Annotated in this window: 21 protein-coding genes and 1 tRNA gene; 15 read left to right on the top strand and 7 right to left on the bottom strand. The window is 70.7% G+C overall.

Annotated features, from left to right (window positions below):
• The 3 genes from P1V51_19670 to P1V51_19660 form a co-directional block, all read left to right on the top strand.
• The coding region (locus P1V51_19670; protein ID MDF1565265.1) for a thrombospondin at nucleotides 1-380 on the top strand (380 nt) is incomplete at its 5' end.
• Between the two features lie 194 nt (nucleotides 381-574).
• Nucleotides 575-1414: a hypothetical protein gene (locus P1V51_19665; GenBank protein ID MDF1565264.1), complete on the top strand. Its 840-nt coding sequence runs from the start codon at nucleotides 575-577 to the stop codon at nucleotides 1412-1414.
• Nucleotides 1415-1495: 81 nt separating this feature from the next.
• Nucleotides 1496-1906, top strand: coding sequence for a 4Fe-4S binding protein (locus P1V51_19660; protein MDF1565263.1), 411 nt, complete (start codon nucleotides 1496-1498; stop codon nucleotides 1904-1906).
• Nucleotides 1907-1972: 66 nt separating this feature from the next.
• Here the strand turns inward: P1V51_19660 and metF are convergent, their stop codons facing one another.
• Nucleotides 1973-2836 carry a methylenetetrahydrofolate reductase [NAD(P)H] gene (gene metF / locus P1V51_19655; GenBank protein ID MDF1565262.1) on the bottom strand — a complete coding sequence of 288 codons (864 nt, stop codon included), beginning with the start codon at nucleotides 2834-2836 and terminating at the stop codon, nucleotides 1973-1975.
• A gap of 42 nt (nucleotides 2837-2878) precedes the next feature.
• Nucleotides 2879-3403, bottom strand: coding sequence for a M15 family metallopeptidase (locus tag P1V51_19650; protein ID MDF1565261.1), 525 nt, complete (start codon nucleotides 3401-3403; stop codon nucleotides 2879-2881).
• A 287-nt stretch (nucleotides 3404-3690) separates the two neighbouring features.
• On the opposite strand from P1V51_19650, the gene P1V51_19645 reads away from it, so the two are divergent.
• Together P1V51_19645 and P1V51_19640 are read left to right on the top strand one after the other, a co-directional pair.
• Nucleotides 3691-5805 carry a mucoidy inhibitor MuiA family protein gene (locus tag P1V51_19645; protein MDF1565260.1) on the top strand — a complete coding sequence of 705 codons (2115 nt, stop codon included), beginning with the start codon at nucleotides 3691-3693 and terminating at the stop codon, nucleotides 5803-5805.
• Nucleotides 5806-5817: 12 nt separating this feature from the next.
• Nucleotides 5818-7443 (top strand): mucoidy inhibitor MuiA family protein, encoded by a 1626-nt coding sequence (locus P1V51_19640; GenBank protein MDF1565259.1) that lies wholly within the window; start codon nucleotides 5818-5820, stop codon nucleotides 7441-7443.
• Nucleotides 7444-7631: 188 nt separating this feature from the next.
• Here P1V51_19640 and P1V51_19635 read toward each other — a convergent pair whose 3' ends face one another.
• Complete coding sequence (locus P1V51_19635; GenBank protein ID MDF1565258.1) at nucleotides 7632-8543, bottom strand: PD-(D/E)XK nuclease family protein; 912 nt, start codon at nucleotides 8541-8543, stop codon at nucleotides 7632-7634.
• Here P1V51_19635 and P1V51_19630 point away from each other — a divergent pair.
• Nucleotides 8530-9786, top strand: a complete 1257-nt coding sequence (locus P1V51_19630) for a hypothetical protein (protein ID MDF1565257.1) — start codon at nucleotides 8530-8532, stop codon at nucleotides 9784-9786. The genes P1V51_19635 and P1V51_19630 overlap by 14 nt on opposite strands.
• Here the strand turns inward: P1V51_19630 and P1V51_19625 are convergent.
• Both P1V51_19625 and P1V51_19620 read right to left on the bottom strand, forming a co-directional pair.
• Nucleotides 9743-10936, bottom strand: a complete 1194-nt coding sequence (locus P1V51_19625) for a M20 family metallopeptidase (GenBank protein MDF1565256.1) — start codon at nucleotides 10934-10936, stop codon at nucleotides 9743-9745. The two genes, P1V51_19630 and P1V51_19625, sit on opposite strands and share 44 nt — an antisense overlap.
• Entirely contained in the window at nucleotides 10933-12057 is a 1125-nt protein-coding gene (locus P1V51_19620) for a glutamate--cysteine ligase (GenBank protein ID MDF1565255.1), read from the bottom strand. The genes P1V51_19625 and P1V51_19620 overlap by 4 nt, the downstream gene beginning before the upstream one ends.
• A 187-nt stretch (nucleotides 12058-12244) precedes the next feature.
• Between P1V51_19620 and P1V51_19615 the strand changes: the two genes are divergently transcribed.
• The 6 genes from P1V51_19615 (at nucleotide 12245) to P1V51_19590 (ending at nucleotide 20493) form a co-directional block, all read left to right on the top strand.
• Nucleotides 12245-13894: a thiamine pyrophosphate-binding protein gene (locus tag P1V51_19615; GenBank protein ID MDF1565254.1), complete on the top strand. Its 1650-nt coding sequence runs from the start codon at nucleotides 12245-12247 to the stop codon at nucleotides 13892-13894.
• Nucleotides 13895-13992: 98 nt separating this feature from the next.
• Nucleotides 13993-14092: transfer RNA gene (locus P1V51_19610), tRNA-Sec, on the top strand.
• A 167-nt stretch (nucleotides 14093-14259) separates the two neighbouring features.
• Complete coding sequence (locus P1V51_19605) at nucleotides 14260-14748, top strand: MarR family transcriptional regulator (protein ID MDF1565253.1); 489 nt, start codon at nucleotides 14260-14262, stop codon at nucleotides 14746-14748.
• Nucleotides 14745-15881 carry an efflux RND transporter periplasmic adaptor subunit gene (locus P1V51_19600; protein ID MDF1565252.1) on the top strand — a complete coding sequence of 379 codons (1137 nt, stop codon included), beginning with the start codon at nucleotides 14745-14747 and terminating at the stop codon, nucleotides 15879-15881. Before P1V51_19605 ends, P1V51_19600 begins: the two co-directional genes overlap by 4 nt.
• The gene (locus P1V51_19595; protein MDF1565251.1) at nucleotides 15878-19078 is read left to right on the top strand and encodes an efflux RND transporter permease subunit; all 3201 of its coding nucleotides are present in this window, start codon (nucleotides 15878-15880) and stop codon (nucleotides 19076-19078) included. The genes P1V51_19600 and P1V51_19595 overlap by 4 nt, the downstream gene beginning before the upstream one ends.
• Before the next feature lie 2 nt (nucleotides 19079-19080).
• On the top strand, nucleotides 19081-20493 hold the full coding sequence (locus P1V51_19590) for a TolC family protein (protein ID MDF1565250.1): 1413 nt from the start codon (nucleotides 19081-19083) through the stop codon (nucleotides 20491-20493).
• Between the two features lie 113 nt (nucleotides 20494-20606).
• On the opposite strand, the gene preA is transcribed toward P1V51_19590, so the two are convergent.
• Nucleotides 20607-21887 carry an NAD-dependent dihydropyrimidine dehydrogenase subunit PreA gene (preA, locus tag P1V51_19585; GenBank protein MDF1565249.1) on the bottom strand — a complete coding sequence of 427 codons (1281 nt, stop codon included), beginning with the start codon at nucleotides 21885-21887 and terminating at the stop codon, nucleotides 20607-20609.
• Complete coding sequence (locus P1V51_19580) at nucleotides 21880-23205, bottom strand: NAD(P)-dependent oxidoreductase (GenBank protein MDF1565248.1); 1326 nt, start codon at nucleotides 23203-23205, stop codon at nucleotides 21880-21882. The genes preA and P1V51_19580 overlap by 8 nt, the downstream gene beginning before the upstream one ends.
• 279 nt (nucleotides 23206-23484) lie before the next feature.
• Here P1V51_19580 and P1V51_19575 point away from each other — a divergent pair, with 279 nt between their 5' ends.
• The 3 genes from P1V51_19575 (at nucleotide 23485) to P1V51_19565 (ending at nucleotide 25816) form a co-directional block, all read left to right on the top strand.
• Nucleotides 23485-24168 (top strand): hypothetical protein, encoded by a 684-nt coding sequence (locus P1V51_19575; protein ID MDF1565247.1) that lies wholly within the window; start codon nucleotides 23485-23487, stop codon nucleotides 24166-24168.
• 43 nt (nucleotides 24169-24211) lie between these two features.
• Entirely contained in the window at nucleotides 24212-24814 is a 603-nt protein-coding gene (locus P1V51_19570; protein ID MDF1565246.1) for a hypothetical protein, read from the top strand.
• A gap of 126 nt (nucleotides 24815-24940) precedes the next feature.
• Complete coding sequence (locus tag P1V51_19565) at nucleotides 24941-25816, top strand: acyltransferase (GenBank protein ID MDF1565245.1); 876 nt, start codon at nucleotides 24941-24943, stop codon at nucleotides 25814-25816.
• Nucleotides 25817-25827: the final 11 nt, after the last annotated feature.

Here is a 25827-nt window from a genome sequence, read left to right as displayed (position 1 = left end):
TCTTCACCAACCGCACCAACGAGGCCGTGCGCTACACCTGGACCGTGACCAGCGCGCCCCAGGGCTCCCGCGCGGTGGTCGAGAACCCGAAGGGGACCGTGACCCTCTCGACGCCCTTCGAGTACCACTACCTGGCCGACAAGGTCGTGAACTTCACCCCCGACCTGCCCGGCAACTACGAGATCGAGCTCACCGCCGAGACGGTCTGGGAGGACCGGGTCACCCGCGAGCTGAACGCCCGCTCGACCTGGAAGACCATCATCGTGGCCGACGGTCAGCCGAAGACGCTGGGCTGCTCCAGCGCCGCGGGTGAGAAGACCAGCCTGATGGGCCTGACCCTCCTGGCCCTCGGCGCGCTCCTGCTGCGCCGGCGCCGCTAGCGCTCGGCCGGCCTCCAGGAGGTCGCGAAGCATCGGGCCCCATCGCGTGAGCGGTGGGGCCCTCTTCGTTCGGGCTTGAATCGTCCACCTCCTCGCCGCGTCGCACGAGAGTGAGCGTTCACAGGCTGCGCAGTTGGTATGACCAATGCTTTCCCTGGCCCGCGGGTCGAAGGCCGGGCTACTCTGCGGCGCAGATGGACACGCGTGTGGGAGGGGCCCGGCTCGTGGTCGTCACCGTTGCAGGGCTCTTCGCACTGGCCCTGCCGCCAGCGGTGCGCGCGGTGCCTCCCTCGGCGGGCCCGGCGAGTACCCTCGATCCGCCGACGCCGCCCAAGAAGCCGCCCGTCATCAAGAAGCCGGAGCCCACGGCCCCCGCGCCGGCGCCCGCGGCGCCTCCGAAGGAGCCCGCGCCGGCCACCGAGATCGTGCACTACTGGGCGGGCCACCAGGTGGTCTGGGGAAAGAAGAAGGTGTCGATCGTCGGTGACGTCTCCACCCGCTCGGACACCTTCCTGGTCGCCCGCGCGGTGGAGCGCCCCGACAGCCTCACGATCGAGCAGCAGCCCTGTCGCTCGATCTTCCAGAAGACCGCCGGGGTGAAGACGAGCATGCGCTCCAAGAAGCCCGACTTCATGCCCATGGCGACGGTGGAGTTCGTCGGCCTGCGCGGGGGTTGGTTGCAGGCGCTGCCCTGGATCGCCGACTGGCAGAAGAAGGACTACGACGCCGACGGCCACCCGGGGGTCACCATCGACGTGGAGAGCTTCTTCTGCTCCGGCGAGATGTACATCACCAAGCGCTCGGAGTCGGTGGCGCGGGGACGCTTCGACGGCGATCGCTTCGAGGGCGTCCTGCGCACGAGCGTCGTGCAGACCCTGCTGGGGGCCTCGGCCTCCTGCCTGGAGTGGGGGGTCTCGGATCGCGTCGAGCGCCTGCAGGGGCGCTTCCTCTTCGTCCCGGTGCCCGCTGGGACGACCTGCAAGAGCCTCCTGGAGCGCCCCTGGCCGGCGCTGGCTGCGCCTCTGGCGGAGTGATCGGCGGCGGGTGGCGATCGGGCCTTTCCCCTGGTACGCATCTGCGCTAGAAGCCAGGCATCACCGCAACAGGAGGCAAGAATGGCCTACATCGTTGGCGACCCGTGTGTGAAGTGTAAGTACACCGACTGCGTTGCAGTCTGCCCCGTGGATTGTTTCTACGAGGGTGAGAACACACTGGTGATTCATCCGGACGAGTGCATCGACTGTGGCGCCTGCGAGCCCGAGTGCCCCACCAACGCGATCTACGAGGAGAGCGCGGTGCCCGAGGACGAGGCGGCCTACATCGAGCTGAACGCCGTCTTCTCGGGCGCGAAGGACGCAGGCGATGCCGACACCACCGGCTGGCCGCAGCACCTCATCGACGCCGTGAACGAGGGCATCGAGGAGTGGCCGGTCTGCAGTGAGAAGAAGGACGCCATGGACGGCGCCGACGATCTCGCGAAGACCAAGGGCAAGCTCGCCGACTTCAGCCCCAACCCGGGCAGCTGATCTCGAGCTCACTCGAGCAGAGCACTTCGAGGCGGTCGGTGTCCCCACCGGCCGCCTCTTTTGCGTTCAGCCCTCGGCGTCCGGGATCACGCCCAGGTTCTCCCAGATCTGGAGGATCGGGGCCGCGCGGTTGAGGGTGTAGAAGTGGATCCCCGGGCAGCCCTGCTCGAGGAGCCGCTCGGCCTGGCGCGAGGCCAGGTCGATGCCCAGCGCCCGCTGGGAGGCCGGGTCGTCCGCGTAGGCCTCCATCCGCTTGCGGATCCACAGGGGGATGCCCGCGTCGCAGACCCGGGAGAAGCGATCGATCTGCTCGAAGCTGACCATCGGCATCAGGCCCACGTAGATCGGGATCTCCACGCCCAGGGCCCGCACGTCCTCGACGAAGCGGAAGTAGGCCTCGTTGTCGTAGAAGTACTGGGTGATCGCGTAGTCGGCGCCCGCCCGGACCTTGGCCGCGAAGTGCTCCATGTCCTCCCCGGGGGTCGGCGCCTCCGGGTGGAACTCGGGGTAGCAGGCCACGTAGATCTCGAAGCCGCCGAAGGCCCGGATGTGGGCGACCAGGTCCGAGGCGTGCCGGAAGCTGCCCTCCAGGACCGTCTCGCCCTCGGGGGGCAGATCGCCGCGCAGGGCGACGATGCGGCTCACCCCGGCGTCCTGGTAGCGCCGCAGGATCTGGTCGATGCTGGTGTCGCGGGTACCCAGGCAGGAGAGATGGGGCAGGGTGACGAAGTCGGTGTTCTCCTGCAGCCACTCCACCACGGCGAAGGTCTTCTCCCGGGTGCTGCCCCCGGCGCCGAAGGTCACCGAGACGTGATCCGGCCGCAGCGGCTCCAGCCGCTTCACGGCGCGCTGGAAGGCCGCCTCACTCTTGGGAGTGTTCGGCGGATAGAACTCCAGCGAGAACTGCCTGTCGGCCCACCTCGGTCTCATCGCCCTCACCCATAGTCCGGGCCGGATCCGTTTGCACGCACTTCAGCGGCCGTTGACCGAGAAGTGCTGGTAGTCCTTCGAGCGCCGCCAGCGCCCGCCCCACTTCCAGCCCGCCGATTCGAAGGCTCGCACCGCCGGGCCGCCCTCCCGCAGCAGGCCCGGCAGGTCGGCCGCCCGATCCAGGAAGGCGCGCCCTCGGGGGGGCTGCACGTCCTCGCCCCGGACGTAGGGGTTCTCGCGGGGGTTCAGGTCGATCGCCCGGCCCCAGGCGTGCTGGGAGAAGGTCTTCTTCCCGGCCACCGGCCGGCAGTTGAAGGCGGAGGTGTTGTCGGCGGCCATGCTGGCGTCGTCGTCCCCGCCGAAGGCCTCGATGGGCTCCATCCGGCGGATGGGGAAGCGGGCCTCGAAGAGGGCCCGGAAGATCCCCTCCACCCGCTGCGCCTCGGCGGCGTCGACCACCAGGACGCCGGTGTGGGGCTCCCCGTCGAAGCCGTGGTGGGAGAGCTCGAGGCGGGCGAGCTGCTCCAGGGGGAGGGGACAGCCTTCGTGCCAGGAGACGCCCCTCATGGCCTGCTTCTCGGCCTCTGTCAGGGCTCGAATTTCGGAAGCGAACTCCGGCGATGGTGGCGCGGGCAGGGGAGAGGCCGCTGAGGCGGAGGTTGAGGCGGAGGCCGACGGCGAGGCTGTGGACGGGGACGGCGCTTCTGCCGCCGTCGGGCGGGAGCAGGCGAGGAGGAGCCCCACGAGAAGAGCCCCACCGAGGCTGGGGGTCGGGACCGAAATGGGTTTAGATCCCCGGGCCGGGGTCTTCGTAGAAGGGGGCACCGGCTCATTCTCACGGAGGATCTCCCGAGATGCACCTACTTCCCTTGCTGCTCGTCGCGGCGAGCGTGCCCGCCGTCTCCGCGGGCCCGGAGCTGGAGGCCTCGGCCCGCAGCCTCGACGCTCCCGTCTCTGCCGTCACCGTCTTCTCCGACCGCGCCCGGGTCCAGCGGCGGGCTTCCCTGAGCCTGCCCGCCGGCACCTCGATCGTGGCCCTTCCGGACATCCCCGGCGCGGCGATGATCTCCTCGGTGCGGGTGGACGTCACGGCCGGCAAGGTGATCCGGGTCGAGACGCGGCCGGTGGAGGAGGCGAGGATGACCCTGCCCGAGGTCGAGGCGCTGCTCTCGAAGCTGGAGAAGCTCGCCGACACCCAGGCCGAGCTCGACGCCCGGGTCACCTCCCTGAACCGGGAGCTCTCCTACCTCGGCTCGGTCGGTCCGGCCCTGCCGGTGCCGGAGAGCGAGCGGGTGGGCAAGCCCGCCCCGACGGTGAAGCCGGCGGTCTGGAAGTCCTCCCTCGACTTCCTCGACGCCCGCCGGGACGCGATCCACGCGGAGCTGCGCAAGGAGGAGGCGGCGCGACGGGAGCTGACGAAGAAGATCCAGGAGGTGCAGACCGAGATCGGCCGGCACGATCTGGGCGCGGCCTCCCTGCGGCGGCTGAAGGTGCTGGCGATCCTCGAGAGCGGGTCGAAGGCCTCGGCCACCCTGACCCTGAGCTACGACGTGCCCGGGGCGGCCTGGTGGCCGACCTACGAGCTCCACTTCTCGCCCCAGGAGGGGAACGTGAAGCTGGCCTACGCCGGGCTGGTCCAGCAGACCACCGGCGAGAGCTGGTCGGAGGTCGATCTCTTCCTCTCGACCGCCATCCCGGGCCAGACCCTGGCGGTCCCCGAGCTGCTCACCTGGACCCTCGGCGAGCACCGCGAGATGATCCCGCAGCCTCGCCCGGAGCAGCCCCTGCCGCGCCCGGTGGCCCTGCGGGTGCCCCCGGCCCGGCCGAGCAGCGCCATCATCGACCGCCGGGTCGAGCGGGAGGTGCTCGCCGCCCGCCTGAACCAGCTGCGGACCCTGGCCTCCAGCGGCCCCACCGGCCTCGCCAGCACCTTCGGCTCCACGGTCAGCATCGCCACCGCCGCCCCCACCGGCGGCGCGGGCTACGGCTACGGGATCGGCGCCGGCAGCGTCGGCGGCCTGGCCTCCCGGGGCGCGCCGGCGCCCGACTACTACCAGAACATGCCCGCCGAGGCCCCGGCGCCCCCGCCGAGCCGGCCCCAGGCGGCCCCGCGGCCCTCCTACAAGGCGAAGCGCAGCAAGGCCGAGGCCGGGCCCTCGGCCGCCCCCTCGATGGCCTTCGACGACTACGAGGTGGCCGGGGAGCTGGCCGAGGCCGAGTCGGTCTCCCTGAGCTCCCGCAGCAGCCTCGCCCGCGGCCCCGGCGCCTCGAGCAGCAGCCTGGCCCTCTACGATCCCAACGCCTGGCGGCGCCCCACCTTCGGGGATCGCACCCTGCCGGCGATGGTGGCCGGCGGCTTCGACTACGTCTTCCCGGCGCCCACCACCGCCTCGGTGGAGAGCGGGCCCGAGAAGCTGAAGGTGCCCCTCTCGATGGCCACCTGGAAGGCGGAGCTCCTCTACGAGGCGACCCCGGCCATCCAGAAGACCGCCTACCTCACCGCCAAGGTGAAGAACGCCACCAAGCAGCCGATCCTCGCCGGGAAGATGAGCATCTTCGTGGACGGGGACTTCGCCGGTGAGGGCTCGCTCGACACCACGGGCCCCGGCGGCGAGCTGGCCCTCCCGCTGGGCGCCGACGAGGACATCCGCCTCGAGCACCACGTCGCCCCCAAGACCCGCACGGAGGGGCTGGTCTCCAAGGAGGAGATCACGGACTACGCCGTGCACATCGAGGTGGGCAACTACAAGAAGCGCGCGGTGTCGGTGCACGTCTACGACGTGCTGCCCAAGACCAACAACGAGGACATCGAGGTGAAGCTGCTCTCCTCGAAGCCCGAGGTCAGCGACGGCCCCGACGCCAAGGGCCGCCTGCGCTGGGAGCTCACCCTGAAGCCGGGTGAGACCCGGAAGATCGACTTCACCTACTCCATCCGCCGTCCGAAGGACTGGCAGCTCACCCAGCGCTAGGAGGACGGAACGATGCGAATGAACGAGATGAAGCTCTCCGCCCTGGCCCTCCTGCTGGGCCTCTTCACCCCCTCCCTGGCCTCGGCGGCCGCGGCTCCGGTCGAGCGGGTCGTGGTCTTCGCCGACCGGGCGATGGTCGTGCGCAAGCAGACCGTCACCTGCAAGGGGGGCAACGCGGTCGCGAAGTTCGGCGAGCTGGTGCCCCACCTCGACGCCCGCACCCTGCGCGCCACCGCCTCGGGCAGCGCCAAGGCCCTGGGGGTGGCGCACCGGATCACCGCCCTCGAGGCGGACGCCGACGAGCGGGTCGCCAAGCTCAAGGCCGAGATCCAGGCGATCGACGACGCGGTGCAGGTGCACCAGCAGGAGATCTCCCGGCTCCAGAGCCGGGCGACCACCAACCTGCAGTACGCCAACTACTTCCGGGTGGTCTTCGCCGAGGCCCTGCGGGGCACCGCCGCCGACACCCGCACCTGGGCCTCGGTGCTCGACGGCTTCAAGCAGGAGGAGCTCGACGGGGCCATGCGCCGGGTGGAGCTCGGCCGGAAGATCCGCGAGCAGCAGCGCCAGCGCGACCTGCTCCAGCGGCGGCTCAACCACTTCCAGGCCCGCCAGGCCCCCGAGGCCCTCGAGGCCACGGTGGCGGTGGACTGCGGCAAGGAGGCCAAGCCCGTGGTGCGCCTGGCCTACGTGGTCGGCGGCGCCTCCTGGCGCCCCGAGTACGACCTGCGCTTCACGGCCGCGGGGGGCAAGACCCTCGGCAAGGGCCAGGCCGAGCTCACCGTGGGCGCGGTCGTGACCCAGAGCTCGGGCGAGGACTGGGAGGACGCCCAGGTGGTGCTCTCCACCGCCAAGCCCCGCCTGGGCGCCCGGGCGCCGATGCCCGCGATCCTCTGGGTCGACGGCTACGAGGTGGGCAAGGAGCGGGTCCTGGTGCAGGCCACCGAGAAGCGCGACCAGCTCCAGGCCGGCGGCCCGGCGGGCAGCGCCGGCCCGGCGAGCGCGGAGCTGGCCGACAAGGGCCAGTCGGTCATCCTCACCATCCCCCGGAAGGTGACGGTGCGCGCCGACGGCAGCCCCTACTGGTTCCCGGTCGACCGCATCGAGGCGGCCGCGAGCTCGGCCCTGAAGGCCGTGCCCAAGCTCTCTCCCTTCGTCTACCAGGTGGCCCGGCTGAAGAACCCGGCCTCCTACCCCCTGCTGGCCGGGACGGTGCACACCTACCGGGGCGGCTCCTACGTGGGCGACACCGACCTGGAGTACCGGGGGGCGGGCGAGCCCATCGAGGTCTCCCTGGGCCTCGACGAGCGCCTGCGCCTGGAGCGGATCGACGTGCGCGAGCGGGACAAGAGCCCGGGCTTCCTGGGCAGCACCCGCAAGCTGGAGCGGATCTACCGGGTGGAGATCGAGAGCCAGGCCAAGGAGGCCCTGCCGGTGGAGATCCACGAGCGGATCCCGGTGAGCAAGGAGGAGGCCATCCAGGTCATCCTCGACGCGAAGAAGACCACCGCCGGCTACGAGCTCGACGAGCACCGCGGCTTCATCAACTGGACTCCCACCGTGAAGCCCGGGAAGAAGGCCTCGGTGGAGCTGCACTACGAGATCAAGCTGCCGGAGGACTGGAAGGTCTCCGGCTGAGGCGCTCCGATCGAGGGCCCGTGCCGTGCCCACGCCGGAGGCCGTCTGGCCTCCGGAGGAGGGGGCTGTGAGCTACGAGCTTTGAGCTACGAGCAAATGGGTGGCTCGTGGTGAAGAAGAGAGCCGGGCTCGCTTCTTCATCGTCGTGAGCCTGGTTGCTCACAGCTCGCAGCCGAAACCGGGAGACCTCAGTCCACGGCCCCGGGGCAGAGCCTCCGGAAGTTGCACCAGCGGCACTCTCGCGAGTCGGAAACCGCCGGGAAATCGGCCTCGTCCGCCTCGTTCTTCGAGGGGTCCTTGAGCACCGCCTTCATGGCGGCGATGGACTCGCGCAGGCGCACCTTGTAGGCCTCGATGGCCTCGAGATCGACCGTCACCGCCTCGACCTTCCCCTCGGCGAGGTAGTGCAGCTCGGCGGCCAGCTCCTCGGGTTCGGCCCCCCAGCGATCGGCGGCGAAGAGGGCGTAGCCGCGCACCTGCTCGTGGTCCTTCTCGCGGGGCCGGCCGGTCTTCCAGTCGAGGATCCGCAGCCGGTCCCGGTCGTCCCGGAAGGCGAAGTCGGGGGCCACGTAGACCCTGGTGCCCTCGAAGTCGAAGGTGTCCAGGGCGTCGATGGGCAGCCAGCGCTCGGGCGGGGTGGCACAGATCTCGGCGCAGATGGGCGAGGCGTAGAAGGCCTCGAGGGAGCCCTTCGCCCGCTCCCAGTTCTCCTTCCACTTGGCGTTGGAGATGGGCAGCTCGTACTCGTGCTCGACCAGCCCGAGGGCCTTCCGCCTCCGGTAGACCCCCTCCCGGGAGCCCTTGAACTCGTCGCGCATCTTCTCGTGGAGGTCGCCGATGACCTTCTCGGCCGGGGGCAGCTCGCCGCCCCGCTGGACCACCCCCAGGGCCTCGGCGATCGCGTCGTGGACCCCGATGCCCGCCCAGGCCTGCCGGCCGGTGAGCTTCTTGAGGACCCAGAGCTCGTGGGTGCGCTCGGACGCGCCGCGCTCCCACCCACCCCACGAGCCGTAGTAGTGAAACCAGTAGGCCAGCCGGCAGCTGTCGAACTTCGAGGCGCGGGAGCTGGACCAGGAGAAGTCGTTGGTGAGATCCGCCATGACCCCGGACCACTACCACAAGGGGCTGACAGAGGCCCGGTCCACCGTGGTCCTCATCGGCCTCTGCCTCGGTCTCGGCATCAGCTGTGTCACCGGCCCCCCCGTCTACGAGTCCCCCCGCCGCGGCTCGATCCCCCTCGCCCTGGAGGCCGAGGCGGCCGCGCCGACCCCTCCGGGTGAGGGCCCCGTCCTCGCGGTCCAGACCCTCGTGGACGCCCGCCCCGACTTCCACCGCGAGGCGCTGCCCTCGTGGCTGGCGGAACAGGGGGGCTTCACGGGCGAGGCGCCCACCCGGGAGAGCGCCTGGGCCGGGGATCTGGCCGCCCTGGCCACCGATGACCTGGTCGAGCGTCTGCGCCGCAGCGGCCGCTTCGCGCGGGTCGTGCGGGTCGAGGTCGTGGGCGCCGTCCCCGAGGGGGCGCTGCTCCTCAAGGGCCGCCTGCGCCGCCTGCGGGGCTTCCAGGGCTACCACGTGAAGAAGGGCCAGGCCCCCGAGCTGGTGGTCAGCCTCGGGAGCGCCTACCTGGACGAGGTGGAGCTGGGAGATCCCCGCAGCCGCCAGCTCTACTTCCTGGGGCAGGCCGGGGCCCGGATCGACGCGGCGGACCGGCTGGATCCCTTCGCCCTGGCGCGGGCCGCCTGGGCCCGGGCGGCGAACAGCCTGGTGGAGCGGATCGTCGCCGCGGATCTCGAGCGGCCCCTCCAGCGGGAGGTCGGCCTCGATCCCGGCGCCCGGGGCGAGCTCGTCGCCCTGGTGGAGGGCCTGCCCGGCCGCTGGCGCCTGGACGAGAGCGCGCCCGCCGACCGGCCTCCGGGCTGGACCGGCGCCGGGGACTGCGGCTCGGTGGCCCTGGAGGATCCCAGCCGCACCTTCTACCAGCCGCAGCTGGGGCACTACCGGCCCCGGCTGCGCCTCTGGATCTGTCCCCCCCAGGTCCAGCTCGCCCTGCGGCTGAGCGAGGACGGGCCCCGCTTCCCGGCGGAGCTGATCGGCTCGCTGAAGGGCGCGCCGGTGCTCCTGCTCGCCCTGGGCAAGAGCTCCTGGCCCGGGGCCCGGGCGGAGATCCTGCGCTTCCTGGGCGCCGAGCCCCTGGCCGGCCCCATCCTGCGCTGGCCCATGGGAGAGGCGCCCGCGGAGGAGGCCCTGCCGGAGGAGCCCGAGCTCCCGGCCGGCGACCCCCCGGCGCTGCGGACGCCGATCAGCCCTGTCCCGCCATCAGGCGGAGCAGCGCCCGCCCCATGACCCGGACGCCCACGGTGATCGCGGACTCGTCGGGGTCGAAGGTGGGGGAGTGCAGGTGGGCGGCCTGGTGGCCGGGGCGGCGCACGCCCAGGCGCATCATGTAGGTCGGCGCCCGGGTGCCGAAGAAGGAGAAGTCCTCGCTGCCCACGCTGGGGCGCTCGAAGTTCTCGATGCACTCGACGCCCAGGGCCTCGCTGGCCACCCGCTCCATGAGGGCGTGCAGCTCCACGTCGTTCACCAGCCCGGGGGCGCCGAGGTGGATCTTCACCTCGACCTCGCACTCCTGGGTGATGCCCGCGGCCTGGGCGACCTCCTCGATGGCGGCGTGGAGGCGGCGCCGGGTGTCGGTGGTGAAGGTGCGGATCGTGCCGCCGAGCTCCACGCAGCCGGGGATGACGTTGTTCGCCGAGCCGCCGTGGATGCGGGTCACGGTGACCACGGCGGGCTCGAGGGGGTCGACCCGCTGGGAGACGATCGAGTGGAGGGCGCCCACGGCGCGGGTGGCCGCCACGATGGGGTTGCGCGCCAGGTAGGGGCGGGAGGCGTGGCCGCCCTTGCCCCGGACGACGATCTCGAAGGCGTCGCCGGCGGCGGTCATCGGTCCGGCCTTCAGGCCCACGTGTCCGACCTGGCGCATGGGGTCGGCGTGGACCCCCAGGCAGGCGACGACGCCATCGGCGCCGCCCTGCTCGACGACCGCCTCCGCGCCGGAGGGCAGGACCTCCTCGGCGGGCTGGTAGACGAAGCGGGCCTTGCCCGGCAGGTCGGAGCCCAGCTGCCGGAAGACGTCCACCAGGGCGGTGGAGAGGGCGGTGTGGAGGTCGTGGCCGCAGGCGTGGCAGACCCCCTCCACCTCGGAGACCACCGGCGAGGTGCCCAGGGTCTTCCCGTCCTCGACGGGCAGGGCGTCGATGTCCGCCCGGTAGAGCACCGTGCGCTCGCCCTGGCCCACCTCCGCCACCAGGCCGGTCGTCGCGATGGGGTGGGCCTCGACGCCCAGGCTCTTCAGGTGCTCGCGGATGGTCGCCTGGGTCTGCACCTCCTGCCAGCCCAGCTCGGGGTGGCGGTGGAGCGCCCGGCGCAGATCGATCGCGTGGCGGGTGGCGGACTCGGCGAGCTCGTCGATGCGTCTCTCTAGGTGTTCGGTCACGGATGCCAAGGACGGTCCTCTTTGAGCTCCTGGATCATCACGTCGACGACGTTCTCGAGGGAGCCCAGCTCGTCTAGCGCGCGTCGCTGCCGGCGATAGCTTGGGCCGTGCTCGAGGATCCTGCCAAGGTAGGCCAGGTCCTCCGCGCAGCCGAGGCGCTCGGCGATGGGCAGCAGGTAGTTCATCCACTCCATGATGTGATCGGAGATGGGCACGGTCTGGCCCCGCTCGTTGCGGATCATCTTCGCGTGCTCACCGAAGCGGGCCGAGCGCCACTTGTTCTCGGCCAGGGTCCAGCGCTTGAGCAGGGGCAGGGCCTCGCCCGAGTCGTAGAGCTCGGTGAGGAAGGCCACCAGGCACTGGGCGTAGGCCGCCAGGGCGCAGATCTCGGAGAGGGTGTTCACCCCGTCGGCCATCCGCAGCTCGACCGTGCCGAAGCCGGGGTGGGGGCGCACGTCCCACCAGATCTCCCGGATCGTCTGGATCGAGCCGGCGCCGATGAGGGTCCGCATCAGGGCCACGAACTCCGCCCAGTTGGCGATCCGGGGGGGCAGGCCGGCGGTGGGTAGCCCCTCGAAGACCTTCACCCGGGAGGAGGCCAGGCCCGTGTCCAGGCCCAGCCAGAAGGGCGAGGAGGCCGAGGTGGCCACGAAGTGGGGCAGGAAGCAGCAGAGCGAGTTGAGCAGGGCGATGGCGTGCTCGCCGCTGGGCACGCCCACGTGGATGTGGATGCCGCAGATCAACAGGCGCCGGGCCGGCCACTGCATCCGCTCGATCAGCTGCAGATAGCGCTGGTCGTCGGTGATCGGGTACTCGTGCCACTGGGCGATGGGGTGGGTGCCGGTGCAGGTCAGGGCCACGCCCTCGGCCTCGGCGGCCTTCTGGAGGGCCCCCAGCTTGGCCGAGAGGTCCGCCCGGACCTCGCCGACGTCCTTGCAGACCCCCGTGACCACCTCGACGATGGTCTGGAAGAGCTCGGGCTTGGCCCAGTCGGCCCCCAGGCGCTGCAGGACCCGGGGGGCAGCCGGGGAGAGGGTCCGGGTCACCGGGTCGATCAACGAAACCTCGACCTCCACGCCCAGGGTGTGGGCGGGGGAGGGCTCGAACTTGATCGGAGTCATCCTCGGCTCGGCGTTGACGGGCGGGTCCAGCATCGTTCTCTCCCCCAGCAAAATGGGCTACGTCTCGTTTCCGGTCGCGGCGGGAAATCCCACGAATGACGCGCACTTGGCAAGGTCTGGCGTGGCTTACCTTCCGGGTCTTCACTGTGGGGCGACGACCCACGGCAACCACAGGAGGAGCGAGGGCATGGGCTACGTACAGGGCGGAAGGATCGTGGCGGACGCGTTGAAGGCCGAGGGGGTGAGCCACCTCTTCACTCTCTGCGGGGGCCACATCGACGCCATCTACCAGGGCTGCCACGACCTGGGGATCCGGGTCGTGGACTTCCGCCACGAGCAGAGCGCCGCCCACACCGCCGACGGCTGGGCCCGGGCCACCGGCCGGCCGGGGGTGGCGGCGGTCACCGCCGGCCCGGGGGTCACCGACGCGGTCACCGCCGTGGCGAACGCCTACCGGGCGCAGGTGCCGATGGTGCTGATCGGGGGGCAGGGGCCCCGGCTCTTCGCCGACATGGGCTCCCTCCAGGACATGAACCACGTGGAGCTGATGCGGCCCATCACCAAGTGGGCGGTGAGCGTCCCCGAGACCCGCCGGCTGGGTGAGTACGTCCAGAGCGCCCTGCGGGTGGCGACCCAGGGGGTGCCGGGGCCGGTCTTCCTGGAGATGCCCCTCGACGTCCTGATGAACACCGCCTCCGAGGACGAGGTGGTGGCCTACCCCGGGTATCGCAGCGAGGCCCGGGTGGCTCCGGATCCGGCCTACCTGGCCGAGGCGGCGCGGCTGGTCTCGGCCGCCGAGCGCCCGATGCTGATCGTGGGCTCCCAGATCCGCTGGAGCTCCGATCCCCAGGCCCTGGCGCGGCTGCTGGAGTCCCACCCCCTGCCCACCTTCCTCTCGGGCATGGCCCGCGGGCTCCTGCCGGCGAGCCACCCGGCCCTCCTCCAGCGGGTGCGGCGCCAGGCCCTGGCCGAGGCCGACCTCATCTTCGTCCTGGGGACGCCGCTCGACTTCCGGCTGGGCTACGGCAAGGAGGGCCTGGCCTTCGCCCCCGGGGCGAAGGTGATCCAGGTCGATCTGGACGGCACCGAGATCGGCCGGAACCGGCCCATCGACGTGGGGCTGGTCGGCGACAGCGGGCTGACCCTGGCGGCCCTCCACCGGGCGCTGGGGGAGGGTGGGGCGAGCGGCGCGGCCGCCGACTTCCTGGGCCGCCTCAAGGAGGCCGACGCCGGGAAGATCGCCAAGATGTCGGCGGAGCGGGACAGCGACGCCTCGCCCATCAACCCCCTGCGCCTCTGCGCCGAGCTGGACGCGCGGCTGGACGACGACGCCATCGTGGTGGGGGACGGCGGTGACTTCGTGGCCACCGCCGCCTACAACCTCGAGCTGAAGACCCCCTTCTCCTGGCTCGACCCGGGCCCCCTGGGCACCCTCGGCGTGGGCCCCGGCTACGCCATGGCCGCGAAGCTGGCCCACCCCGACCGGCAGGTGGTCATCGTCTTCGGCGACGGCTCCTTCGGCCTCAACGGGATGGAGGTCGAGGCCATGGTCCGCCAGGGCATCGACGTGAAGATGGTCATCGGCAACGACGCCTGCTGGACCCAGATCGCCCGGGCCCAGCGGGACATGTACGGCGAGGAGCGGATGATCGCCACGCCCCTCTCCTACGCGCGCTACGACCAAGTGGCCCAGGGACTGGGCGGCCACGGCGAGTGGGTCGAGGCCCCGGAGGAGATCGGGCCGGCGCTGGATCGGGCCTTCGCCGCTGACCGGGCCGCGGTGGTCAACGTGAAGATCGGCGCCTCGGACTTCCGCAAGGGAGCCATCTCGGTCTGACCTGTTCTCGCCCGGAGAACCCCGTGGACGTGAACGTCCACGTGCACGTGCACGGTTGTTGCTTGTCACCCCGAACATTCCGTCCTACATCTGGCCGTGGCAGCGGAAGCAAGGCTGGTGCCGGCCGCGGTCTTCAAAACCGTTGGGCGTTCAGCGAACCTGGGCGCCGGTAGGTTCGATTCCTATACGCTGCCGCCAACCCGTCAGGGGTTCCTCCTCCCGAGAGGAACTGGCGCGGAGTCTCTGCTGGCCCTGTTGGGGATCTCCTCGCGTCAGGTCGGCAAGGGTGAGTGGGTGTAAGTTCCAACTCATTCAATAATTACCGGTTGTAAAAGTTGCAGACGGTAACTATTGTCTCGCTTGCCATGACCACCAAGAAGAACGAGACCCTGGAAGAGAGCGTCGCCCGCCTGCACGCCGTGCTGGTCGGGATGGGGCGCTACGGTCCCCTGCGCGATCACCTGGACTTCGACCTCTCCGATCTGACGGCGGGGCAGGTCCACGTGCTCGCCCGGCTGGGCCACGACGGCCCCCTGCCCATGGGCGAGCTCGCCCGCCGCATCGGCATCTCGCTGCCCGGCTGCACTCGCCTGGTCGATCGGATGAAGGACGCTGGCCACGTGCTGCGCGAGCGCGACACCGAGGACCGGCGGGTGGTGATAGTGAGGCTGGCGGCCGCGGGCCGGCGGCTCTTCGAGCAGATCGACGAGGGGGCCCGCGTGAAGATGCAGGGCCTCCTCTCGGTGCTCGAGCCGGACGACCGGCAGCAGTTCGTGGACATCCTGGAGAAGCTGGCGACGGGGATCGCCCGGCTCATCGAAGAGGACCCCGGCGTCCTGGAGAACGCATCATGAAGACTGGATCCTGGAAGCTCCTGCCCCTGCTCCTCCTGCCCCTGGCGCTGATCGCCGGCTGCCCCTCCGGCGAGGAGGAGGCGGCCGAGAAGGAGGAGAAGGCCCGCCCGGTGCGGGGCGCCGACGTCGGCACCGCCGACCTCGTCCACCACGTCGAGGTCATCGGCGAGCTGCAGGGCAAGGAGGAGGTGCGGGTCTTCGCCCAGGTGCCCGAGCGCATCAAGCGCCTCGAGGTGAGCGAGGGCCAGACCGTCAAGCAGGGTCAGCTCATCGCGGTGCTGCGCGGCGACCTCCAGGCCGACGGCGTGCGCCAGGCCGAGGCGGGCCTCGAGGCGGTGCGCGCGAGCGTGGGCGCGCTGAAGGATCAGGTGCGCCGGGCGAAGGCCCTGGTCGAGGCCGGCACCCTGCCGCGCTCCCAGCTCGAGGGCCTGGAGTCCCAGCTGCGGGCCTCCGAGGCCCAGGAGCGCCAGCTCGAGGCGGGGGTCTCCGCGGCCACCTCCCAGCGGAACATGACGATGATCCGGGCGCCCATCACCGGCACCATCGCCGGCCTCACCCTCCAGGAGGGCGACATGGTGGCCCCCACCATGCCCCTGCTGACCATCGTCGACGCCAGCAGCCTCGTGCTGAAGCTCCGGGTGCCCGAGCGCGACTTCCTGCGGGTGCGGCCCGAGATGCCCGTCACGGTCTCCCCCCTGGCCGCCAACGAGGTGTCGGTCAGCGCCAGCGTCACCATGACCGGGCCGGTGGTCGATCGGATGTCCCGGACGGGCCTGGTCGAGATCGACATCCCCGACGCCGAGCACCGGCTGGTGCCCGGCTCCGCGGTGCGGGTCCGCATCGAGATCAGCCGCCGCCCCGACGTCATCCAGGTGCCCGCCGCGGCGGTCATCCTCACCCCCGCCACCGAGCGCACCGGGGAGGCCCTCGCCTTCGTCATCGAGGACGGCACGGCGCGGAAGAAGACCATCCGGGTCGGCGAGCGGCAGGGGGACGACCTCGAGGTGATCGAGGGGCTCGCGGTCGGCGAGCGGCTGGTCGTCAGCGGCGCCCACCTCCTGCGCGAGGGGCAGGCGGTCGAGGACGTGGCCGCGAAGAGCGCCGCGGCGGCCGGGGAGCGTGAGGCGTCATGAGGATCACCGAGCTCTCGGTCCGGAGACCCGTCACGGGGGTCATGGCCTTCATGGCCTTGACCCTGGTCGGGGTCTACTCCTTCAGCCAGCTACGCCTGGACATGCTGCCCGAGATGGAGTTCCCCATCGTCGCGGCCATCACCACCTATCCGGGCGCCGGCCCCGAGGCCATCGAGGAGCTGGTCACCCGCCCGGTCGAGTCGGCGCTCTCCTCCCTCGACCACGTCGAGAAGATCACCTCGACCAGCTCGCAGGGCGTGAGCCTGGTGATGGTGAACTTCGCCTGGGGCACCGATATGGCCCTGGCGGAGCAGGAGCTGCGCAAGAACCTCGAGCTCTACACCTACGACCGCCTGCCCGAGGGCGTCGGCCGCTCGCTGACCTTCGCCTTCGACCCCTCGCTGCAGCCGATCATGTTCCTCACGGTGAACGCCCCGGGAAGCTCCGAGACCGTCCGGGCCCTGGCCGAGGACGAGATCGGCCCGGCCTTCACCCGGATCTCCGGGGTGGCGGCGGCGGAGGTGCTCGGCGGCGCCAAGCGAGAGATCCAGGTGCGGGTGCGCCCCGAGTGGCTCCAGGCCTACGGGATGGAGGTCGCCCAGATCGTCGGCGCCCTGCGGGGGGCCAACGTGATCGTGCCCGGCGGCAACCTCGATCAGGGCGCCCTCGAGCTGAGCATCGTCACCGACGCCCAGTTCCCGGACGTCCAGTCGATCCGCGAGACGGTCGTGGGCGTGAAGGGGAGGGTGCCCGTCCAGCTCAAGGACGTCGCCGACGTCGTCGACGGCTTCCAGGAGACCACCCAGATCATCCGGGCCGAGGGCAAGTCCGCGGTGATGATGGCGATCCGGAAGCAGTCGGACGCCAACACGGTGCAGGTGGTCCGCAAGCTCTATCGCCAGCTCGAGAAGATCGAGTCGCGGCTCCCGGAGGGGGCCACCGTCACGCCGATCTTCGACCAGGCCGAGCCCATCACCCGCTCGATCTCGAACCTCTCCACCACGGCCCTGGCGGCGCTGATCTTCACCGCCATCGTGCTGCTCACCTTCCTGCGCAGCTGGCGCAGCTCCTCCATCGCCCTGGTGAGCATCCCCCTCTCGGTGCTCGCGACCTTCATGGTGATGGCGGCCTTCGACGTCACCCTGAACGTCATCTCGATGGCGGGGCTGGCGCTCGCGGTGGGCATGCTGGTCGACAACTCGATCGTGGTGCTGGAGAACATCTTCTCCCACCAGGCCGCGGGCGAGAGCCCGGCCGTCTCGGCGATGAAGGGGACGGCCGAGGTGGCGATGCCCATCACGGCCTCGACCCTGACCACCGTGGCGGTCTTCGCCCCGGTGCTCTTCGTGCCGGGCCTGGCCGGTCAGCTCTTCAAGGACATGGCGCTGACCATCTGCTTCTCCCTCGGCGCCTCGCTGCTGGTCACTCTCACCCTGGTGCCGCTGCTCTCGAGCCTGATCATCCGCCAGGGCCGCAAGTCCTTCGGCGAGGTCACCCTCGGCCGCCTCACGCGCTGGCTGGACCCCCTCTCCGAGAGCTACGGCAACTTCCTGCGGCGGGCCCTCCAGCACCGCTGGAAGGTCATCTTCCTCTCGGCCGGGATCTTCGGCGGCTCCCTGGCCCTGGGCGCCACCCTGGGCATCGACTTCATGGCCCAGGCCGACCAGGGGATGATCATCCTCGACGTGCGGGCCGCGCCCGGAACGGCGCTCTCGACCACCGACCAGCTCTTCGCGGAGGCGGAGAAGATCATCGAGCGCGAGGTCCCCGAGGCCCGGGTCGTCGCCTCCGAGTTCGGCACCGGTGAGGGCATCGGCGCGCTCTTCGGCAACAGCTCCTCCAAGGGCATCATCCGCATCCGGCTGGTCCCCCGGGCCGAGCGCGTGCGCTCGCAGTTCGAGATCGAGTCGGTGCTGCGGGAGAAGCTCGCCGTCATCGCCGGCCTCGAGATCAAGCCCTTCGATCAGGGCCTGGGCGCCTTCGGCGGCGGCGGCGACATCGCCGTGAAGATCGCCGGCGACGACCTCGATCAGCTCACCGACTACGGCCTGCGCCTGGTCGAGCGGATCAAGAAGGTCGAGGGCGCGGCCGACGTCTCCTTCTCCCTGGAGGCCGGCCGCCCCGAGCTGCAGGTCGAGCTCGATCGCGAGCAGATCCGCATCCTGGGCCTGACCCCGGCCCTGGTGGCCGGGACCATCAACACCTACTTCATGGGCACCCCGGCCACGATGTACCGCGAGGCCGGTGACGAGCACACGGTGCTGGTGCGCGCGCCGCGCGAGGTGCGTGAGGACATCACCCGGCTGAAGAACCTGCCGGTGATCACGCCGCTGGGCACCACCGTGCCGCTGGCGACGGTGGCCCGGATCAGCGAGTCCCTCGGGCCCATCGCCGTCACCCGGGAGAACCAGCGCCGGCAGGGCCAGATCACCATGAAGGCCGAGGACGTGCCCCTGGGCACCCTGATGGAGCGGGTGAACGTGGCCCTCACGGACCTGCCCGCCGAGCCGGGCCTCACGGTCACCATCGGCGGCACCGCCGAGGACCTCGTCGAGTCGTTCCAGGCCCTGGGCATCGCCATCCTGGTGGCGATCCTGCTGGTCTACATGGTCATGGCGAGCCAGTTCGAGTCGCTCCTCGAGCCCTTCGTCATCCTCTTCGCCGTGCCCCTGGCGGGCGCCGGCGTGATCTTCGCCATGTGGGTGACCAACACCACGGTGCAGACCACGGTCCTCATCGGCGTCGTGCTCCTGGCCGGCGTGGTCGTGAACAACGGCATCGTCCTCCTCGACGTCCTCAAGCACCGCCGCCTGGCGGGCGAGGACCTCGTCGAGGCCGCGGTGCACGCCGGCCGGATGCGCCTGCGGCCCATCCTCATGACCACCATCACCACGGTGCTGGGCATGGTGCCCCTCTCCCTGGGCCTCGGCGACGGCGCCGAGATCTGGGCGCCCATGGCCCGCTCGGTCATCGGCGGCCTCTCCCTCTCGGCGGCGCTGACCCTGATCGTGGTCCCCGCCGGCTACGTCACCATCGCCGGCTGGGTCGATCGCCGGAAGGAGAAGAAGGTGGCGAAGCAGGCCGCGAGGGACGAGCGGGCGCAGGCCTCGCTCGAGGCCGGGCAGAAGCGGCCCGCCCTCCACGCCGTGGAGGGGGGCAAGGACGACGACGAAGATTCGCAGCGAGAGGTGTCCTGAAGATGAGGCAGCGTGACCTGATGAAGGCCGTGCACGTGCACGTGTACGTGACCCTGCTCGTGGCCGGGCTCTCGGGGAGCCCCCGGGCCGCCCTGGCCGAGGAGGCCGCGGCCGCGGAGGGCCAGGCCAGCGTCCTCTCCCTCGAGGAGGCCCTGGCCACCGCGAAGCAGCACAACCCCGACCTCGCCGCGATGCAGGCCCGGGTGGACGGCGCGCGCACCGCCATCCGCAAGGCCTGGTCCTACTACCTGCCCCAGGTCTCCCTGGGGGGCAGCTGGACCATGAACTCGACCGAGGCCTCGCTGGCCTTCCCCAACTTCGAGGCCGGCTTCTCCTTCACCCCCGACGGCTCGATGGTCCCCAACGAGCTGATGGACATGGAGATCCAGAAGAAGCACCAGCTGGGTGCGCGCCTGGAGGTCCAGCAGCCCATCTTCGTGGCGCCCCTGATCCCGATGATCGCGCAGGCCGGGGACGGGGTGAAGCTGGCCGAGCTGGGGGCCGAGACCGCCACCCGCGAGATCCTCTTCGGCACCTTCCAGGCCTACCTCTTCGCCGCCGGCCTCAAGGAGGCCATCAACCTGGGGGAGGAGCAGGTCGCGCTGATCCAGAAGCACGCGAGGAGCGCCGAGGCTGCCCTCGCGGTGGACATGGCCTCCGAGCTGCAGGTGCTCCGCGCCAAGATCGAGGTGGGGAAGGCCGAGCAGGAGCTCGCCCGCACCCGGGCCGCCTATGACGCCGCCCGCGGTGGGCTGGCCACGCTGCTGGCCCGCAAGGACATCGACTTCGAGGTCGAGCGGCCGACCCTCTTCGAGGGTGACGATCCCGAGGTGGCCGGCGAGCTGGAGGCCCTCCTCGAGCGCTCGCGGGAGCTGCGGCCCGAGCTGGAGTCCACCCGCATCGCCCAGGACATGGGCGCCCGCGGCAAGCAGGCCGTCTGGGCCAAGTTCCTGCCCACCATCGGCGCCGGCTGGACCTACACCCACGCCAACGTCCAGGGCTTCTCGGGCGAGAACGGCACCTGGGCCCTGATGGCCTACGCCTCGATCCCCCTCTACGACGGTGGCCTGCGCTACGCCGAGCTCAAGGAGGCCGACGCGAAGATCCGCGAGGCCGAGGCGCAGGCGCGCTCGATGCGGCTGCGGGTGCGGCGGGAGGTGCGTCAGGCGCGCCTCGACATCCAGAGCGCGCGAGCCAACCTGGCCAAGGCTCAGGAGCAGGTCGTCCTGGCCCGCGCCAACTGGGAGGCGGTCGAGAAGGCCTTCGCCGTGGGCGCCAGCTCGGCCATCGAGCTCAGCGACGCCTCCACCGCCCTGCGGGGCGCCGAGCTGATGCGGATCTCGGAGGAGATCAACCTGGCGCTGGCCCAGGTGAGCCTGCGCAAGGCCGTGGGCCTCTCGCTCATTCCCCGGTAGCCCCGTACCCGGAGCGGCCGGAGGCGGCGGTCAGCCGGCGCAGGCCAGCGGAGCCCTATTCCCCCGGCTCGGGCTGGGGGGGTTCGGGGGGGAGCGGAGGCTCCCCCCCGCTACTAGTGAGCGCCCTTCTTGGGGCGGATCTCGGTGCCGGAGGCCACGTGCTGGTTCCAGGTGACCTCGGGGTAGCCGTTGTCCAGCTCGACCATGGAGATGCAGTCGGGCACCGGGCAGACGATCTGGCAGAGGTTGCAGCCCACGCACTCGTCCTCGTCGACGTGCGGCACCCGGTTCTCCGGGTCGGCGCTGGTGTCGACGTGGATGCACTGGTGGGCGCCGTCCTCGCAGGCGACGACGCAGACCTGGCAGCCGATGCACTTCTCCTCGTCGATGCGGGCGACCGACTCGTAGTTGATGTCGAGGTCGCCCCACTCGGAGTAGGCGGGGATGGCCTTGCCGATGAGCTCGTCGAGGGTCTCGAAGCCATGCGAGCGCATGTACTCCTCGAGGCCCTCGATCATGTCCTCGACGATCCGGTAGCCCTTGAGCATGACCTCGGTGCAGACCTGCACGCTGGAGCTGCCCAGGAGCATGAACTCCACGGCGTCGCGCCAGTTGGTGATGCCGCCGATGCCGCTGATCGGGATCCCGAACTCCTTGTCCCGGGCCAGGGCCGCGACCATGTGCAGCGCGATGGGCTTCACCGCGGCGCCGCAGTAGCCGCCGTTGGTGGAGCGCTTGCCCACGGAGGGGTAGGGCACGAAGGTGTCGATGTCGACGCCGACGATGCTCTTGATGGTGTTGATCAGCGAGACGCCGTCGGCGCCACCCCGCTGGGCCGCCAGGCCGTGGGGCACGATGTCGCTGACGTTCGGGGTGAGCTTCACCAGCACCGGGATCGAGGAGGCCTCGGCGACCCAGGAGGTGATCAGCTCGTTGATCTTGGGCTCCTGGCCCACCGCCGAGCCCATGCCCCGCTCGCACATCCCGTGGGGGCAGCCGAAGTTCAGCTCGAGGCCGTCCGCGCCGGCGTCGATGCTGCGCTTCACCATCTCGTTCCACTCCTCGCGGGTGTCGACCATCAGGGACACCACGACGGCGTGCTCGGGGAAGCGCTTCTTGACCTCGGCGATCTCCTTGAAGTTGGTCTCCAGGGAGCGGTCGGTGATCAGCTCGATGTTGTTGAAGCCCACCGCCCGCGAGTTGCGATGGTTGATGGCGCCGAAGCGGCTGGAGACGTTCTGGATCGGCTGACCCAGGGTCTTCCAGACCGCGCCGCCCCAGCCGGCGTCGAAGGCGCGCATGACCTGGGCGCCCGAGTTCGCCGGCGGCGCGGAGGCCAGCCAGAAGGGGTTGGGGGAGGTGATCCCGGCGCAGTTGGTCTTGAGGCTAGGCATGGTTCCCTCCGAGCAGCTCGTGGATGGCGTCGGCGGCCTTCTGGCCCTCGTCCACCGCGTTGACGACCTCCTTGCCGCCGTTCACGCAGTCACCGCCGGCGAAGACGCCGGGGCGGCCGGTGGCCTGGCGCCCGTCCACCCTCACCTTGCCCCGGTCGAGCATGACGCCCTCGAGGCCCGCGGGGACCTCGGCAAGCTTCTGCTGGCCGATGGCGAGGAGGACCAGATCCACCGGCACCTCGCTCTCGGTGCCCTCGATGGGCTTGCGCTCCTCGTCGACCGCGACGATCCGCACCCGCTCGATGCGGGGGTCGCCCTCGTAGGCCACCGGCACCGCGCGCCAGAGGGCCAGGGCCCCCTCCTTCTTGGCGGCGTCCCACTCGTGGACGTAGCCGGGCATCTCGCGCTCGGTGCGACGGTAGAGGAGGGTCACGCCCTCCACGCCCAGGGTGAGCAGCTCGCGGACCGCGTCCAGGGCGGTGTTGCCGCCGCCGACCACGGCCGCGTGGCGGATGCCCTGGAGATCGACCTCGCCCAGCTTCATCCGCTCGATGAAGTCCACGGCGCCCTCGACGCCGGGGAGGTCCTCACCGGGCACACCCATGGTCGTATCGCTACCGAGCCCTATTCCGACGAAGAGGGCGTCGGCCCCGGTTTGGATCTCCTCCCAGGAGGGACCCTCCGGGCCGCCGACCTCGACCCCGGTCTTCACCTCGATGCCTCCGATGGAGAGCACCCACTCGACCTCGGCCAGGGCGGTGTCGGCCCGGGTCTTGTGGGGGGCGATGCCCCAGGTGGAGAGGCCGCCGAGGACCTCCCGCTTCTCGTAGATCGTGACCTGGTGGCCGTAGCGGCGCAGGCGGTGGGCCGCGGCCAGGGAGGCCGGGCCGGCGCCGACCAGCACCACCTTCTTGCCGGTGTCCGGGCCCGCCTCGAAGAACTGCCAGCCCTCCGCGTAGGCGAGGTCGGTGACGTGCCGCTGGAGGCGGCCGATCTCGATCGGGGGGGCCTCCATCTCGTGGTAGACGCAGGCGCCCGCGCAGAGGGTCTCGACCGGGCAGACCCGCGAGCAGGTCATGCCGAAGACGTTGGAGGAGAAGATCGTCCGGGCCGAGCCCTTCAGGTTGCCCGTCGCGATCTTCCGGATGAAGCCAGCCACGTCGATGGAGGTGGGGCAGGCCTCGGTGCAGGGAGCGTCGAAGCAGTAGAGGCAGCGGTTCGCCTCTGCCAGGGCCTGGGCGTCCGTGAACGCGGGCTTGTAATCGACGAAGGTATTCTCCGAGCGTTGCTCGGGGACCTTGCCGGCGGTTGCGGTCATATTCGTTCCTCCCTCGACGGACTGCAGGAAAGGAGCGCTTCTATCAGGGGGAGCGAGACCGAGGAAAGACCGTGTACGTGTACGTGGACGTGGACGGCCTCTTCACGGCGAGCGTGGCGGTGAACCCTCCGTACACGTACACGTACACGTTCACGTTCCCGTACACGGCTGTTCCTCGGTTTTCTGCGCCATTTGCACGAATCCTGTGGTGACCGTCGGATCCTGTGCCGTCATTTCGGGTGCTTGTCCCCGGCACGATTCCTGCTCACGATCTCCCCGATGAGATCTCTCCTCCTCCTCCTCCTGCTCCTCGTCGCCACTGCCTGTGGTGCGACCTCCACGATCCACTCCTCCGGGAGCGACGACGCGGGTGCCCGGGACGCCGGCCCCGACGGCGGCGTCGACGGCGGCCTCGACGGCGGCCTCGATGGCGGCTTCGATGGGGGTCCCGACGGTGGTCAGATCCAGTGCCTCGGCCGCGACTTCTGCGGCTGCTGGCAGGAGCCCTCCTGCCGCTTCGTCTCCGAGGGCTGCCTCTGCCCCTGCGACTACCAGTGCCCCGGCGAGGATCCCTGTGACTGCGGCTGCGGAGGCGGCCCCTACCTCGGCTGCCAGGCTGCGGCCTGCCCCTACGTCGAGTGCCAGCCCGGGGAGATCCTCGAGCGGGACGCCGAGGGCTGCGGGGTCTGCGTCCCCTCGAGAGACTGCAGCGACCTGGGCTTCTGCGACTGCGAGGCCGTCGCCCGCTGCGTCTCCGTCACGAACATCGGCCACTGCGACTGCGGCTACGGCTGCAACCCCGAGGATCCGATCTGCGACTGCGCGCCGCCGCCCTTCGAGCCCTCCTATGCGGGATGTGTGGATGTGGCGTGCCCGGATCCCGGTTGTGACACTTCCGTCGAGATGTTCGTGGTGGGGGCCGACGGGTGTGCGGCGTGCGCGCCGCGGCCGGATCTACCGTGAGGGCTGCGAGCTACGAGCTACGAGCTGGCCTAGGATGATCGACATGATGCGCTCGATCCTGCTCTTCGGGTCTGCGGTGGCCGTACTGGCTCTCTCACTGTGCGCCCGGCCGGCAGAGGCTTGCTCGCCGGTGCTCTTCACCGACTTCGGGGTGAGCGTCTCCGACCCGACGCCCCAGGCGGATCTGCCCCCCCTCACGATCGACGACTGGTCCATCAGCCGGGGCTGCGGCAAGAACGGGGGCAGCGGCAACTGCAAGGACCTGGGCTACCTCGAGCTGCAGGTGGGGCCGACGGCCGCGCTGAACGCCGACCTCGGCGTCAACTTCGAGGTGAGCGCGGGCGACGCGCCGATGGCGCTGACCGAGGTGGTCTCGGCCCAGGAGGCGGGCCGGGTGACCTTCACCTGGGGAGACGGCACGGGGCAGCCGCCCCTCGACTTCACGATCCGGATCCAGGCCGTCGATCGCCAGGGGAGGGTGGGCGCCTGGTCGGAGCCGACCCGGATCACCCATGAGGGTGGCAGCCCCTGCGTCCTCGGATGCGCTTCGACGGGCCTTGCCGGTGGAGGCGTGACGGTCGCGCTCTGCCTGGTCGGGGGCCTCTTGCTCCGGCGGCGCCGGTCGGGCGGTAGCTCTCGGGCCTGAAGCTCGAAGCTCACAGCTCACAGCTCGCAGCTCGCAGCCGGATCGGGGCCGATTGCCCTCGAAATGGCCCTCCGGGTGGGATAAGATGCGCGCTTTCCTGACACCGCTCGAATAGGGGGACTCCGTATGAGCCAGACCCGCATCCAGAAGGTCAAGTGTGGCCTGATCCAGCTCTCGAATCCGATCAACGACGAGTCGAGGCCGGTGGCCGAGATCCAGAAGGCGATGTTCGACAAGCACATCCCCTGGATCGAGAAGGCGGGCGAGCAAGGCGTCCAGATCCTCTGCCTGCAGGAGATCTTCAACGGCCCCTACTTCTGCCCCTCGCAGGACAGCCGCTGGTACGAGGCCGCCGAGCCCGTGCCCGGCCCGACCACCGAGGCGCTGGCCGCCTACGCCAAGAAGTACGAGATGGTCATCGTGGTGCCCGTCTACGAGAAGGCGATGCGGGGCCTCTACTACAACACCGCGGCGGTCCTCGACGCGGACGGCACCTACCTCGGGAAGTACCGCAAGCAGCACATCCCCCAGGTGGCCGGCTTCTGGGAGAAGTTCTTCTTCACCCCCGGCGACGGCGGCTACCCGGTCTTCAAGACCCGCTACGCCACCATCGGCGTCTACATCTGCTACGACCGCCACTTCCCCGAGGGCGCGCGGGCGCTCGGCCTCAACGGCGCCGAGATCATCTTCAACCCCTCGGCCACGGTCGCCGGCCTCTCCCAGTACCTCTGGAAGATCGAGCAGGTCGCCCACGCGGTCGCCAACGGCTACTACGTCGGCGCCATCAACCGGGTGGGCACGGAGGCCCCCTGGAACATCGGCAAGTTCTACGGCACCAGCTACTTCGTGAACCCGCGGGGCCAGTTCCTCGCCGAGGGCTCCGAGGACGAGGACGAGCTGGTCGTCGCCGAGCTGGACCTCGGGCTGATCGACGAGGTCCGCAACACCTGGCAGTTCTACCGGGACCGCCGTCCGGACGCCTACGACGACCTCGTCGACTGAAAGAGAGAGGA

The organism is Deltaproteobacteria bacterium, from assembly GCA_029210625.1.
Lineage (GTDB): Bacteria > Myxococcota > Myxococcia > SLRQ01 > SLRQ01 > JARGFU01.
Note: the sequence above shows the minus strand (reverse complement) of the source record. Positions and strands in the feature narration are given on the sequence as shown.

Bases quoted from the DNA above. Each gene is read 5' to 3' on its own strand.
- P1V51_19575 (MDF1565247.1), top strand. From the start codon at position 23,485: ATGAGATCTCTCCTCCTCCTCCTCCTGCTCCTCGTCGCCACTGCCTGT.
- P1V51_19615 (MDF1565254.1), top strand. From the start codon at position 12,245: ATGGGCTACGTACAGGGCGGAAGGATCGTGGCGGACGCGTTGAAGGCC.
- P1V51_19620 (MDF1565255.1), bottom strand. From the start codon at position 12,057: ATGACTCCGATCAAGTTCGAGCCCTCCCCCGCCCACACCCTGGGCGTG.
- P1V51_19595 (MDF1565251.1), top strand. From the start codon at position 15,878: ATGAGGATCACCGAGCTCTCGGTCCGGAGACCCGTCACGGGGGTCATG.
- metF (MDF1565262.1), bottom strand. From the start codon at position 2,836: ATGAGACCGAGGTGGGCCGACAGGCAGTTCTCGCTGGAGTTCTATCCG.
- P1V51_19640 (MDF1565259.1), top strand. From the start codon at position 5,818: ATGCGAATGAACGAGATGAAGCTCTCCGCCCTGGCCCTCCTGCTGGGC.
- P1V51_19590 (MDF1565250.1), top strand. From the start codon at position 19,081: ATGAGGCAGCGTGACCTGATGAAGGCCGTGCACGTGCACGTGTACGTG.
- P1V51_19605 (MDF1565253.1), top strand. From the start codon at position 14,260: ATGACCACCAAGAAGAACGAGACCCTGGAAGAGAGCGTCGCCCGCCTG.
- P1V51_19565 (MDF1565245.1), top strand. From the start codon at position 24,941: ATGAGCCAGACCCGCATCCAGAAGGTCAAGTGTGGCCTGATCCAGCTC.
- P1V51_19600 (MDF1565252.1), top strand. From the start codon at position 14,745: ATGAAGACTGGATCCTGGAAGCTCCTGCCCCTGCTCCTCCTGCCCCTG.
- P1V51_19570 (MDF1565246.1), top strand. From the start codon at position 24,212: ATGATGCGCTCGATCCTGCTCTTCGGGTCTGCGGTGGCCGTACTGGCT.
- P1V51_19635 (MDF1565258.1), bottom strand. From the start codon at position 8,543: ATGGCGGATCTCACCAACGACTTCTCCTGGTCCAGCTCCCGCGCCTCG.
- P1V51_19645 (MDF1565260.1), top strand. From the start codon at position 3,691: ATGCACCTACTTCCCTTGCTGCTCGTCGCGGCGAGCGTGCCCGCCGTC.
- P1V51_19660 (MDF1565263.1), top strand. From the start codon at position 1,496: ATGGCCTACATCGTTGGCGACCCGTGTGTGAAGTGTAAGTACACCGAC.
- P1V51_19580 (MDF1565248.1), bottom strand. From the start codon at position 23,205: ATGACCGCAACCGCCGGCAAGGTCCCCGAGCAACGCTCGGAGAATACC.
- P1V51_19665 (MDF1565264.1), top strand. From the start codon at position 575: ATGGACACGCGTGTGGGAGGGGCCCGGCTCGTGGTCGTCACCGTTGCA.
- P1V51_19650 (MDF1565261.1), bottom strand. From the start codon at position 3,403: ATGAGGGGCGTCTCCTGGCACGAAGGCTGTCCCCTCCCCCTGGAGCAG.
- preA (MDF1565249.1), bottom strand. From the start codon at position 21,887: ATGCCTAGCCTCAAGACCAACTGCGCCGGGATCACCTCCCCCAACCCC.